9 protein-coding genes are annotated in these 13,571 nt (G+C 68.8%); 4 read left to right on the plus strand and 5 right to left on the minus strand.

Features of this window, described 5'->3' with window-relative positions:
- Nucleotides 1-25: 25 nt before the first annotated feature.
- Both ACW11F_RS04510 and ACW11F_RS04515 read right to left on the minus strand, forming a co-directional pair.
- Nucleotides 26-3,490, minus strand: a complete 3,465-nt coding sequence (locus ACW11F_RS04510) for an efflux RND transporter permease subunit (protein WP_456995673.1) — start codon at nucleotides 3,488-3,490, stop codon at nucleotides 26-28.
- On the minus strand, nucleotides 3,487-4,617 hold the full coding sequence (locus tag ACW11F_RS04515) for an efflux RND transporter periplasmic adaptor subunit (RefSeq protein ID WP_456995674.1): 1,131 nt from the start codon (nucleotides 4,615-4,617) through the stop codon (nucleotides 3,487-3,489). Before ACW11F_RS04515 ends, ACW11F_RS04510 begins: the two co-directional genes overlap by 4 nt.
- Before the next feature lie 206 nt (nucleotides 4,618-4,823).
- Between ACW11F_RS04515 and ACW11F_RS04520 the strand changes: the two genes are divergently transcribed.
- Complete coding sequence (locus ACW11F_RS04520; protein ID WP_456995675.1) at nucleotides 4,824-5,180, plus strand: c-type cytochrome; 357 nt, start codon at nucleotides 4,824-4,826, stop codon at nucleotides 5,178-5,180.
- An 8-nt stretch (nucleotides 5,181-5,188) separates the two neighbouring features.
- Entirely contained in the window at nucleotides 5,189-5,611 is a 423-nt protein-coding gene (locus ACW11F_RS04525) for a c-type cytochrome (RefSeq protein ID WP_456995676.1), read from the plus strand.
- A 70-nt stretch (nucleotides 5,612-5,681) separates the two neighbouring features.
- Here the strand turns inward: ACW11F_RS04525 and ACW11F_RS04530 are convergent, their stop codons facing one another.
- On the minus strand, nucleotides 5,682-7,373 hold the full coding sequence (locus ACW11F_RS04530; RefSeq protein WP_456995677.1) for a hypothetical protein: 1,692 nt from the start codon (nucleotides 7,371-7,373) through the stop codon (nucleotides 5,682-5,684).
- A 15-nt stretch (nucleotides 7,374-7,388) separates the two neighbouring features.
- Nucleotides 7,389-7,982, minus strand: a complete 594-nt coding sequence (locus ACW11F_RS04535; RefSeq protein ID WP_456995678.1) for an NfuA family Fe-S biogenesis protein — start codon at nucleotides 7,980-7,982, stop codon at nucleotides 7,389-7,391.
- A gap of 57 nt (nucleotides 7,983-8,039) precedes the next feature.
- On the opposite strand from ACW11F_RS04535, the gene ACW11F_RS04540 reads away from it, so the two are divergent.
- Nucleotides 8,040-8,378 (plus strand): 4a-hydroxytetrahydrobiopterin dehydratase, encoded by a 339-nt coding sequence (locus tag ACW11F_RS04540; protein ID WP_456995679.1) that lies wholly within the window; start codon nucleotides 8,040-8,042, stop codon nucleotides 8,376-8,378.
- Here the strand turns inward: ACW11F_RS04540 and ACW11F_RS04545 are convergent, their stop codons facing one another.
- Complete coding sequence (locus ACW11F_RS04545) at nucleotides 8,379-9,338, minus strand: RluA family pseudouridine synthase (protein WP_456995680.1); 960 nt, start codon at nucleotides 9,336-9,338, stop codon at nucleotides 8,379-8,381.
- 435 nt (nucleotides 9,339-9,773) lie between these two features.
- Between ACW11F_RS04545 and ACW11F_RS04550 the strand changes: the two genes are divergently transcribed.
- Nucleotides 9,774-13,343, plus strand: coding sequence for an Rne/Rng family ribonuclease (locus ACW11F_RS04550; RefSeq protein ID WP_456995681.1), 3,570 nt, complete (start codon nucleotides 9,774-9,776; stop codon nucleotides 13,341-13,343).
- Nucleotides 13,344-13,571: the final 228 nt, after the last annotated feature.

The following is a 13,571-nucleotide window of genomic DNA, read 5'->3' on the forward strand; positions in this document are numbered from 1 at the left end:
TGCATGCGGCACTGTGCAAAGCGCCTCATCCGGGCAGGCCCTCGTCGGCCAGTGCGGCATCCAGCGCCGCACGGTCACGGCGTTCGCGACGTCCGCGTTCGGCATAAGCCTCGTCGCTGCGCCGGTCGAGCAGGTCGTACACCACCGGGATCACCACCAAGGTCAGCAGGGTGGAGACGATCAGGCCGCCTATCACGGTGATCGCCATCGGGCTGCGCACCTCGGCGCCTTCGCCGAAGGCCAGCGCCAGCGGCAGGAAGCCGAACAGGGTGCAGGCACTGGTCATGATGATCGGCCGCAGGCGCGAGCGCGCGCCTTCCACCAGTGCCTCGCGCTTGGGCACCCCGGCCAGGCGCAACTGGTTGACCTTGTCGATCAGGATGATCGCGTTTTTGGTCACCAGGCCGACCAGCAGGATCAGGCCGATGAACACCACCACCGAAACCGGCGAGCGGGTCAGGAACAGCGCCAGCACCGCGCCGACCAGTGCCAGCGGGATGGTGAACAGGATCACCAGCGGGTGCAGCAGCGACTCGAACTGCGAGGCCATCACCAGATACACCAGGAACACCGCGAGACCGAAGGCGAACAACAGCGAGCGCACCGAGCTTTCCAGTTCCTCGCCCTGGCCGCCGATATGCAGGCCGATGTCGGCACCGAGCGGATCGGCGGCGACCATCCGCTGCACTTCGGCCATCGCGGTGCCGAGGTCGATACCGTCGAGGTTGGCCGAGACCACCGCCACCCGGGTCATGTCGGCACGGTGGATTTCACTCGGGCCCAGGCCTTCCTCGACCGTGGCCACCGCCGACAGGCGCACCGGCGCGCCACCCGAGGGGTTGACCACCAGGTTGCGGATGTCCTCGAGCGAGGCACGCTGGTCGGGCTCGGCGCGTACCAGCACGTCGATCTTGCGGTCGCGGAAGCTGTAGCGGGTGGCGATGTCGCCACGCACCTTCTTCACCACCACGTCGGCGATCTGCCGGCTGCTGAGGCCAAGCGCGGCGGCACGCTCCTGGTCGAAGCGGATCTGGATCTCGGGCCAGCCCTGCTCCACCGTGCTGCGCACGTCGGCGTAATGCGGATTGGCACGCAGCATGCCGGCCAGCTTGCGCCCGGCGGCCTCGACCGCGGCGACGTCGCCGCCGCTGACCTCGATCTCCAGCGGCGTGGACAGGGAAAACAGTTCGGGGCGGCGGAAATCGACCTCGACGCCCGCCTGATGAGCCATGCTGCCGCGCAGGCCTCGGGTCAATTCCGACTCCAGCCGCGGGCTGCCGCCGCCTTCCATCACCACGGTCAGCGTGGCGATGTTTTCACCACTGTCGGCCGGGCTCGCATCCAGACGCACGCCGCTGCCACTGACCCCGTACAGCGCCTTCATGCCCGCATCCTGTGCATGCGCTGCCTGCAAGCGACGCACCAGGGCATCGGTTTCACGCAGCGGCGTGCCCGGTGGCAGCTTGAGCGTCATCTCGAAGCGGTCCTGCGCCAGTTGCGGGATCAGGTCGGCGCCCAGCAGCGGCAGCAACGCCATCGACCCGGCGAATGCGCTCGCCGCCACGCCCAGCACCAGCAGCGGATGCCGCAATGCCGCCGGCAGCAATTTGAGATAGCCACGCTCGGCGCGCGCGTAGGGCGCCATGGCGACGTCACTGGCGCGGCGCATGAACGGAGAAACCACCGCGGTGATTGCCCGCCACGCAGCCTGCACCGCCCAGGCGAAGGCGAAACCGAGTGCGCCCATGGCGGTACCGATGCCGCGCGAGGTTGCCGCGAACGGCTTCTGCCAGCGCGCACGCGCCTGATAGGGTTCGCGCGCCGGCTCTTCGGGGAACGCCAGCGGCGCGCGGCCCTTGAGCGAGGACAGCATCGGGATCAGGGTCAGCGAGACCAGCAGCGAAACCCCGATCGCGATCGACACGGTCAACGCCTGGTCGCGGAACAGTTGTCCGGCGATGCCCTCGACGAATACCAGCGGCAGGAACACGGCGATGGTGGTGAGGGTGGAGGCGACCACTGCCATCGATACCTCACGGGTACCGGCGATGGCCGCATCGAGAATGCCGAGCCCGCGCTCACGCGCTTTGGCAATGGACTCCAGCACCACGATCGAGTCATCCACCACCAGCCCGGTGGCGAGCGCAAGACCGCTGAGCGACATCACGTTCAACGACAAGCCAAGCTGACCCATGACGAAGAACGTGGTGATGATCGACACCGGCAGCGAGAGCGAGATGACGAACGTGCTCCAGCCGTCCTTGAGGAACAGGAAGATCACCAGGATCGCGAGGATGCCGCCGATCACCGCATCCAGCTTGACGTCACTGATCGCGGCACGGATGAACTGCGACTGGTCGTCGATCGGCTGCAGGCTCATGCCGGGCGGAATCTGCTTGCGGATCGAGGCCAGTGCCCGTTCGAGCTGATCGGCCGTGGCCACGGTATTGGCATCGCCTTCCTTGTAGATCGCCAGTTCGACGGCTTCGCGACCGCCCAGGCGGATGATCGCTTCGCGCTCCTTGAAGCCCTGACGCACGCTGGCGACATCCTTGAGCCGCACCGGCAGGCCGCCACCGGGTTGTGCCTGGCCGTCACCGGTCGCGCTCTGCACCGAAGCCGCAGCCGACATCGCCATCGCATCGCCCGTGGCCGCGGCCACCCGCGCCATCTGCGCCGCCGCGCTTTCCGCTTCGTTGTTGCCGGCACTGCGCGTGGTCAGCAGCAGGTTGGCGATTTCATCCACGGTCGCAAACTGGTTGACCGTGCGCACCAGATAGCGCTGGCTGCCCTCTTCCAGGCGACCGCCGGACAGGTTCACGTTTTCCTGCTGCAGGCGGCTGATCACGGTGTCGATCGGGATGTTCAGTGCGGCCAGCTTCTGCTGGTCGATGTCGACCTGGATCTCGTCTTCCAGACCACCGGCAACCTTGACCGCGGCCACACCCGCCACCGGCTCCAGCTTCTTCTTCAGATCCTCGTCGGCATAGCGGCGCAGGCGCGTGAGCGCGCCGGGGTCGTCGGCCTCGCTGGTCAGCACCAGGCGCATGATCGGTGCGGTCGAGGGATTGAAGCGCAGCAGCAGCGGGGCCTTGGCCTCCAGCGGCAACTGCAACGCCTCCATCTTGTCGCGCACTTCCAGGCTGGCCTTGTCCATGTCCGCGCCCCAGGCGAACTCCAGCAGCACGTCCGACTGCCCGGTACGCGACACCGACTTCAGCTTGCGCAAGCCCTTGACCACGCCGACCGCTTCTTCCACCGGCTTGCTGATCAGGGTTTCGATCTCGGCCGGTGCCGCGCCGGTGTATTCGGTGCGCACGGTCAAGGTCGGGTAGCTGAGGTCGGGCAGCAGGTTGACCTTGAGCCCGGACAAGGCGATCAGCCCGAACAGCACCAGCGTGACCATCATCATCAGGATGGTGACCCGGCGCCGGGTGGAGAACTCGACGAGATCGAAGCCCCGTGCGCTGCTGGCGACAGGCTCGCTCACGGCTTGGCTTCTGCAGGCGTGGCGGATGCCGTGGCTGCGGGCGTCGATGCATCGGGGTCGATCACCTGCACCTCGCTGCCCTCGCGCAACGCGGTCTTGCCGGCGGTGACCACCTGCTCGCCCAGCGCCAGCCCCTTGCGCACCTCGATGAACTCGCCATCCGCATAGCCCAGCTCGATCTCGACCCGCTCGGCCTTGCCATCACGCAGCACGTACACCGCCGGCTCGGTGCCGTCATCGAGCAGTGCGGCACGCGGGATGCTCGGCACGTCGGCGCGCTGGTCGTAATTGATCGCGATGCGCCCGAACATGCCGGGCTTGAGCGCGTCTCCGGCATCGAAGCTGGCGATCACGCGGAACGTGCCGCTGCCCGAATCAACCACCGGCGCGACCCGGTCCACGCGCCCTTCGAACTCGCGTGCGGGCAGTGCGTCCACGCTCATGCGCACCGGCAATCCGGGCTGGATGCGGTCGAGGTCGCGCTCGGGCACGTTGAGCGTGGCCTCCAGACGCGAGATGTCGACGATGCGGAAGATCGGCGAATTGATCTGCACGAAGTTGCCGGGCTTGACCGCCTTGGACGCGATCACCCCGGAGATCGGCGCGACCACGGTCGCATAGGACACCTCCAGCCGCGCCATCTGGTTCGCCGCACGCGCATTCTGCAGATCGAAGCGCAACTGGTCGACATCATTGGCGCTGACCATCTTCTGCTCGGCCAATTGCGCCGCACGCCGATAGTTGGCTTCCAGCTTGGCCACTTGCGCCGCGGTTTGCGCCACCTGCAGACGCGCACGCTCGGCATCCAGCTGCACCAGCGCCTGGCCGGCACGCACCTGGCGCCCTTCTTCGGTCAGCACGCGCAAGGCCACGCCGGAAGTCTTGGCCACCACCTGTGCCTCGCCACGCGCCTCCAGCGCCGCCGTGCCGACATGGCTGGCGACCATGGTGCGCTGGCGCACCTCCGCCACTTCGACCGGAACGGCTTCCTTTTTTTCGGCCTGCGCGTCCTTCTGCGCGGCATCCCCCGGCGCACCCGGCTTGCAGGCGGCCAACAGCCCGGCCAGCGTCAGGAGAACCAGGCCACGGGGCCAGCGGGTGGGGAAAAACAGCGGCGATGCGCGCATCGTCAGGGCTCGGTCTGGTGTTGTAGTCAAGTAAACCACCCCGAGGAATTGACGGCAGGTGCCAGAGGTCATGCCGGTGCATGCGGAGCGTCGGGCAAAGCGTTTGATCGCGATCAAGATGGGGCTTACGCGAATCTGCTTGCAAGCTATACTCCAACGCGATGCCGTTGCGGCAGCCTGACCGAACGACCACGGGGACCCGATTGATGCGCCCGATCCTGATTGTCGCCTGCCTAGTGCTGGCCCTGCCCATCGCCTCACTCGCCCGGCAGGATGCCGGCACGCCTGCCAGCGGCAAGTCCCAGGGCGCGGAATTGACCTACACCTGCATCGGCTGCCACGGCATCGAGGGCTACAAGAACGTCTACCCCAATTACCACGTGCCCAAGCTCGGCGGGCAGCAGGAGCAGTACCTGCGCAATGCGCTGAGCGAGTACAAGGCCGGCAAGCGCAAGCATCCGACCATGGAAGCGCAGGCGATGAGCTTTTCCGACGAGGAAATCGCGATCATCGCCGCCTATCTTTCCAGCCTGAAACCCCAGCAAGCGAACACGAACAAGTGAGCCCGGCGATGAAGAACCTGCGAATTGCGGCCGCCCTGGCCCTGACCCTGTCCCTTGCGGCCTGTGGTGGCGAAGGCGGCCATGTCGAGTTCGAACGCGCGCCGGGTCAGGCCGCCTCGTCCGCCGGCCTGCCCAAGGGCAATGTCGAAGCCGGTGCACGCTTGGTCACCACCGCCGGCAGCACCGGTCAGGCCTGCGTCGAATGCCATGGTGCCGATGGCAATACACCCAATGCGGCGGACGTGCCGCTGATCGGTGGCCAGTTCGCGGACTACATTGCACATGCACTGCAGATGTACCGCGACAGTGTGCGCGAGCATCCGCTGATGACCAACCAGGCCACCCACCTCACCGACCAGCAGATCGCCGACGCCGCGGCCTACTACAGCAGCCAGCCGAGCCAGCTGACCGATCTCAGCGCGCTGCGCTGAGATCCGCTTGCCGACCCGCACACTGCGGGCTCGTTGCTGCCGACAACACCAACTTGACGGGCCGCCGCGATCAGGGCGTATCGTCCGCTGCCGGCTGGCCGTCCCTTGACGCGGGCACGGCCGGCTTCGGCGCGGAAAGATCCTGCGGATTTTCGAACAGCTCGGGCTTGAACGGAACATCCGGCGCCGGCCGCGCGCGTGCCGGCTGATCATGCACGCCTTCCTTGCCGGGAACCGGCAGGCAGCCGCCCGCCGCCTGCAGCACCGAGATCACGCAGCGGATCTTTACCTTGCCGCCGGGCAGCGGGATGTCCACGCTCTGCACGCCCCGGCGCACCCATTCCTGCAGCAGCGTTTCCGGCGGTCGCCAGATGCCATCGAACATGGTGCCGCGGGTGTCCATGCCGGGCCGGCGCAGCCAGGTGCCTTCCTTGTACGGATCCGGGAAACGCGCGGCGAAACGATCATCCGGCAGCTTCGCACTGCCATCGGCATTGAACAGGCGCGAGCCACCCTGACCACGCGTCGCACCCTGATCGCCGCCGCTGGCGGTGCCGGCACGGTCACTGCGATCCAGGCCCCAGTCATCACCCGCACGCGGCGTTGGCCAGCCGCTGGAGGCGGTGCTGCGCTCGGGACCCACGCCCGCACCCGGGGCCGCCTGCCCCGGCGATGGCGAACGCCCCTGCGCGTCCGGCAAGCCGGCAGCCCGGCTCGGCTGCTGCCCGCTGCCGGCACCGCTCGCCGCGCGTGCCGGAGTCGTGCCTCCCGCCTGCGGCGTCGGCGACGCACTGCCCGGCATCGCCGGCGCCGCACTCGGCAATGGACGCTCGCCCGGTGTACGCACCTGGACGTGTGGCGCATCCGCACGCGGCTGCAGCTCGCGCACCGCCACTCGCGGCGCTTCCACCGGCACGGGAATCTCGCGTGTCGAAGGCATCGCCTGGCTGGGGCGCAGCGGTTGGCTCGCGGGCGCGGGCACGGCCAGTTCGCGCACCTCCGGCAACGGCATCGGCAGCTCGCGTGCATCCGGCAGCGCGCGTTCGCGCACCGGCATGGCGGCGCTCTCGGGAGCGGCCAGTTCACGTTGCGGCGGCAGCACGAACTCGGCCCCGGTCGGCGCAGGCACCTCGGTCACCTGCAACGGCTGCGGCTGTTCGACGGGAGGGGTGGGCTCCGGTGGCGTCGGGCTCGTCGTCGCCTGCGCAGTGGCCGCAGCTGCCGTGCTCGCCGCCAACGCGGCCTGCGCCGGCGCGCTGCGTGCCGGCGCGGCCTCGGCGGCGGCACCCGGCTCACGCTCGCCGTCACGCGCTTCCTCGCCACCGCCGGGCTGATCCGGGATGCCGAAGCCGGTGATGCGGATGCGCACGGTTTCGGTCTCGGTCTCGCCACCACCGAGCCGCAGGTACAGGGTGGCAAACAGCAGCAAGGCGAACAGGGCATTGACCAGCAGGCTGACCGCCATGCCGATGCGATGCAGGCGCGGCGGCGTGCGCGAAGCCGGGTCCCAGCCCTGGTCGAGCAGGCCACGCCAGCGCGCCCAGCGCCCGAGCTCATCCGGTATCGGCGGCAGCGGTGCGGGCGGGCGGGCGGCAAGGATCGCGACCAGCTCGTTGCGCTTGCGCAGTGTCGCGGCATCGGGCACGGCATGCGCCGCCAGCCACGCTCGCCAGCTTTCAGGCAAACCGGGCTTCAGCGGACGAAGCGACATCCCGCGCATGCGCGCGAGCATCAAGGCGATCCAGTCTTCCCGCGATGCCATGCTCGCGGTCCGGGATCAGTCGCCCAGCCGCGGCACGTAGGGTGCACTGCCGCTGGCATGGTCGGTGGCATCGCGCACCGCGCTCACCCCGGGCACCTTTTCCAGCAGCGTCTTCTCGATGCCCTGTTTCAGTGTCACGTCGGCCATGCCGCAACCATGGCAGCCGCCGCCAAAGCGCAGCACCACCACGCCATCAGCGGTGATTTCTTCCACCGCGACGCTGCCGCGATGCATCGCCAGCTGCGGATTGATCTCGTGTTCGACCACCCACATCACCCGCTCCACCAGCGACGCATCGTCCGCCGGTGCGCTGCCCTTGATGCGCGGCGCACGGATCTGCAGCTGGCCACCGGTGGCGCGCGCCTCGTAGTCGATGCGCGCGCCGTCCAGCGCGCCGGCACTGGCGGCATCGATCCACAGGGTGAAACCTTCGCAATCCACCGCCCATTCGTCGCCACTGAGGTCATCCGGACCGGCGAACTCCAGACGCACGTCGGCGCGCGGGGTACCCGCATGCACCGCGGACAGGCGCACGCCAAGGCCGGGCATGGCCTCGCGCTCGATCAGACGACGGAAGTGCGCCTGGGCGGATTCTGAAATATTGATCATGCGGGTATTCTATCGAGCCTTGCATGACTGCGGCCCTAGCGGCGCACCGGATTGATGATGAGCGACCTGATCCCCCTCGCCGACGCCCATTGCAGCCCGAAACGGGGCCAGGAACACCGCCTTGGCGAAGCCCGCGTGCGCGAACTGCTGGCACAGGTTCCGGAATGGGAGTTGGCCGAAGACGGCCACGCCCTGCGTCGCACGTTCAGCTTCGATGATTACCACCGCACCATGAGCTTCGTGAACGCACTCGCCCACGTCGCACATCGCGAGGACCATCACCCCGATCTCTCGGTGCATTACGACCGCTGCGTGGTGCGCTGGTCCACCCACGATGTCGGCGGCCTGAGCGAGAACGACTTCATCTGCGCGGCAAAGACCGATCGCCTCGCCTGATCAGGCGAGGCGGTCGAGCACCGCGCGCAGTTCGTCGGGCAGGGGCGCATCCAGCACGTACTCGGCCGTACCCTGCTCCAGGGCGAAGCGCAACGAGGCGGCATGCAGGAACAGCCGCTTCAGCCCGGCCTGTTCGCGCAGGCGCCGATTAACCTCGGCATCGCCGTACTTGTCGTCGCCGGCGACGGCATGGCCGATATGCCGGGCATGCACGCGGATCTGGTGGGTGCGTCCGGTTTCGATGCGTGCTTCGCACCAGCTCATCCCGCCGCGCCGCTCCAGCACGCGGAAATGGGTGGTGGACGGTTTGCCCGCGGCGCTGACGCTGACGTGGCGCTCGCCGCCCTGGCGCAGGCCGACGTGCAGCGGCACATCCACCGTCATCACCCCGTTGGGCATGCGTCCGGCAAGCAGGGTCAGGTAGCGCTTGTCGATGCCGGCGCCATGATCCTCGCGCAGCAGGGCCTGCAGTTCGCGCAGCGCCGAGCGCTTCTTCGCCACCACCAGCAGCCCCGAGGTGTCGCGGTCGAGGCGATGCACCAGTTCCAGCGACTGCCCCGGCCGCAGTGCGCGCAGCGATTCGATCGCGCCATGCTGGATGCCACTGCCGCCGTGGCTGGCAAGGCCGCTGGGCTTGTTCAGCGCCAGCAGGCGGGCGTCCTCGAACACGATCGCCGATTCCAGCGCGGCCAGCAGTGAACGCGGTGGCGGGGCGGCCTCGCCCGCCTCGGGCAGGCGCAGCGGCGGGATGCGCACCTGCTCGCCCGCGCTCAGTTTGCGCTCGGGCCTGGCACGGCCCCCATCCACCCGCACCTGGCCGCTGCGCACCAGCTTGTAGATCAGCGAGCGCGGCGCGCCCTTGAGCTGACCCAGCAGGAAATTGTCCAGGCGCTGGCCATCGCGGTCCGCGGGGACGGACACGATGCGGGCAACGGGACGATCAGGGGGCGATTCCGACATGAACAGCTGAACAAAGCACCGGGGCCAAGCCATAGCTTGAACGAGTTTCACCCCCGCGTCTGCAGCCACCTCTGATCTGCTACACTCGCCAAGCGAAGAAAACCATTGATTGTCTTCAGGATTCGACGGCCGCAGGGTCGCCAGTCCCGGGATCGCAGCACAGCGCCGCCACGCTTGTCGGCGGCCACGGTTGCGCGGTGGAAGATATCGCCGGTCGCGCAAGCGGCTGTCGAACGGAACAAACAGTACCGCGGCCGGCGAGGTATCTGCCGGCGGCGGCCCGATGGTAACAACGAGCGCTCCCGCGGCCCGCCGTGGTGTTGCAGCGCTGGAAAACTTCAGGCGGATGGCCCGCGCCCAGCGCGACCCCCGCCCAGCGGTGACCAGAGGCGAAACGCCCGGCGTTCCGCGCGTGCAAGCGCGAAAGGAACGAACATGAAGCGCATGCTGATCAATGCGACGCAGGCGGAAGAACTGCGCGTCGCCATCGTCGATGGCCAGACCCTGTACGACATCGACATCGAACAACCCTCGCGGGAACAGAAGAAGTCCAACATCTACAAGGGCAAGATCACCCGTCTCGAGCCCTCGCTGGAAGCCGCCTTCGTCGATTACGGTGCCGAACGCCACGGCTTCCTGCCGCTGAAGGAAATCTCCCGCGACTATTTCGCCTCCGGCGTGGACCCGGGCAAGGCCAACATCAAGGAGCTGCTGCGCGAGGGCCAGGAAGTCGTGGTCCAGGTGGACAAGGAGGAGCGCGGCAACAAGGGCGCGGCACTGACCACCTACATCTCGCTGGCCGGCCGCTACATGGTACTGATGCCCAATTCGCCGACCGCCGGCGGCGTGTCGCGGCGCATCGAGGGCGAGGACCGCGCCGAGCTCAAGCGCGCGATGGACGCACTCGCGATCCCCGACGAGATGGGCGTGATCATCCGCACCGCCGGCGTCGGCCGCGACGCCGAGGAACTGCAGTGGGATCTCGACTACCTGCTGTCGATCTGGCGCGCCATCGCGCACGCCGCGCTGTCGCGCCCGGCCCCGTTCCTGATCTACCAGGAATCGCGCCTGATCACCCGCGCCCTGCGCGACTACATGCGTGCCGACATCGGTGAAATCCTGGTCGACACGCCGGAGATGCACGAGGAAGCGCGCGAGTTCGTCGAACAGGTGATGCCGCACAACCTGCGCAAGCTCAAGCACTACACCGACGACACCCCGCTGTTCAACCGCTTCCAGATCGAATCGCAGATCGAGTCGGCTTACGAGCGCGAGGTGCGCCTGCCGTCCGGCGGCGCACTGGTGATCGACCAGACCGAGGCGCTGACCGCGATCGACGTCAACTCCGCGCGCGCCACCCGTGGTGGCGACATCGAGGAAACCGCGTTCAACACCAACCTCGAGGCGGCCGAGGAAGTGGCGCGCCAGCTGCGCCTGCGCGACCTCGGCGGGCTGGTGGTGATCGACTTCATCGACATGTCCAGCAACAAGCACCAGCGCGAGGTGGAAAACCGCCTGCAGCAGGCACTGCGCTACGACCGTGCGCGCGTGCAGCTGGGGCGCATCTCGCGCTTCGGCCTGCTCGAAATGTCGCGCCAGCGCCTGCGTCCGAGCCTGGGCGAGGCCAGCCAGATCGTCTGTCCGCGCTGCGAGGGCCATGGCCGCATGCGCAGCGTGGAGTCGCTGTCGCTGTCGATCATCCGCGTGGCCGAGGAACATGCGATGAAGGACAACACCGGGCAGGTGCTGGTGCAGGCGCCGGTGGAAATTGCCAATTTCCTGCTCAACGAGAAGCGCGAAGCGCTCGCCGAGATCGAGCGCCGCCACGGCTCGCCGGTGGTGATCGTCGCCGACGAACAGTTGCAGACGCCGCATTACGAAGTCACCCGCATCCGCGAAAACGAGATGGGCGAGGAGACCGCGCGACCGAGCTACCAGCGCGGCACCCCGCGCAAGCTGCCGACCCATGCGCTGACCAAGGCCCACCTCAACATCCCCGACCTGCCAGCGGTGAAGAACGTGAAGCCGGCGCAGCCCGCGCCGGTGCGCGCGCCGCGCGAGGAGGCGCCGGCGGCGGTCGCAGCCACGCCCGCCGCGCCGACGCCGGCGACGCCAACCTTCGGCACGCCACGCGCCAGGCCCAAGGCCGGCTTCCTTGCCCGCGTCATGCAGTTCTTCACCGGCACGCCGGGCGAAGATGAGGCAGCGCCACGCGAGAAGCAGCCGGCACGCAAGCCGCAAGGCCAGCGCGATGAGCGGCGCACGGCACAGGGACGCAAGTCCACGCGTGGCGAGCGCGGCAAGTCCGGACAGCCGCGGCAAGGCCGTGATTCGCGGCGTGAGCGGGCGCAGACCGGCGAGGCGAGCGGCAAGCCGGCGCAGGATGGACGCGGCGCGCAGGAGCGTCGCACTCGCGGCCAGGGCAAGGCCGATGCCACCGAGGTCATGACCGCTGCGAGCGTCGCCGCTGCAATCCCGGCGGTCAACGATGAAGCCGGCGGCAACGAAAACGAAGGCCAGGGCAGCCGCTCCCGCCGCAGCCGGCGTGGCCGCCGCCCACGCCGGGGCGAAGCCGCCGAAGGCACCGAGAGCGTGGCCATCAATGCCGAAAACGGCAACATGGAACAGGCCGGGGCCGCGGAGCCCACGTCGCCGGCCGCCGCCGCCGACACCGCCAAGGACGCCATCGATGGCATCCGCAACGATCAGCCCGCCCCCGCCGACACCGCTGATCCCGCCACTGCAGCCGACGCCAGCGAAGAGTCGACGGCGGCGGCGGACGAGAGCGCCACGGACACTGGCGGCGCGCGGCGACGCCGCGGGCGTCGGGGTGGCCGTCGCCGCCGGCGCAGCGATGCCGTCGAAGGCATCAGTGAGGAGCTTGCCATCGCCGGTGACGAGGAGGCACCACCGCTGGCCACCGGCAGCCAACCCGAATTCGATTTCGCCAGCGGCGACGAAGGCGTGGCCACGGCGCAAGCGGACGGGGACACGAGCACCGACGCCGAGGTCACGCGCAAGGAGCAGGCACAGGATGATGGCCCGCAGCAGGCCGTCGACAGCCCGGCGGATACCGCCGCGGATGCCGGTGAACAAGCGCAGGCAGTCGCTGACGCCGGTCCCAGGCGCAGCCGTGGTCGCCGCAGCCGTGCGCGTGGCAAGTCGGCGGGCGAGGATGCCACGCGCCCGGCCGACGAGGTCGCGCAGGCGGAGTCGACGGCAAGCGCCAATGTCGACGACGCCGTGGCAAGCCGCGACGAGGCTGGACCGGCGGCAGCACCCAGCCGCGCCGCAACGTCTTCGGGAATCGCCTTGGGCACGGTGAGCGGCAGCGGGCTGCAGGCCGCACGCCCGGCCCTGCCCTTGTCGGCGGCGATTGCGGTTTCACTGGCGGAAACCGTGTATCGGCCCGGCCCCAGCGGCCTTGCCGCCGCAGCGCCTGCCACCGGCGATGGCGACGCCGCTGATCAGTCGCCTTCCACGACGCAAGCCGGCAGCAGGCGCGACGAGGCGGATTCTGCCTTGGCGCACAGCGATGCAGGCGCGGCCGAAAGCGAGGCGCCTGCCGCAGACATGGCCAATCCCCCGGCAGGCGATGCCAGTGCGGCCGGAACCGACACGTCCGTGACAGAAGCCACTCCCCGCGCAACCGCCGATGCAGATGCAGATGCCGAGGCAGTGGAAGAGGCCGTGGCGATCGGCTTCGATGGCCCTGCCCAGTCGGAGGTCGGCATGGCAGTCACGCTCCCGTCGCCAGACGATACCGCGACCGCCGCGGACACCAATGCGGGCGAAGAGCATGCAGCGGAAACGGGGCTCGTCTCCGCTGCCGGCGGCGACGTCAACGGCACCGCCTCTGCGGATGCCGCCGCAGCCGATTCCGCCAACACGGACGACGCCGGGACGGCGCCTGCACCCGCCGAGGTGGATCCGGCCAGCGAAGCCGCCGAAGCCGTGGCCGAGGCGAACCAAGTTGGCACCGCAGCCCCCCGCAGCGAGGCCTGAAGCTCGAGGGGCATCACGAGCAACTGGATGACGGAGCCGGGCCATGCGCCCGGCTCCGCGTTTCATCAGTGGGCGTCATCGGCTCTCGGCGCCGGTCCTGCATGCAGCGATGCGGGCAACGAGATTCATCCCGGACCCGCAGCTCAGTCTGGGTGCTCCGGCAGCGACGGAACGCAGGGCCAGTGCATGCGCCACTGCGACCCCGCCATGCCGTCTCATGTCAGCGCC

The organism is Luteimonas sp. e5 (assembly GCF_054031035.1).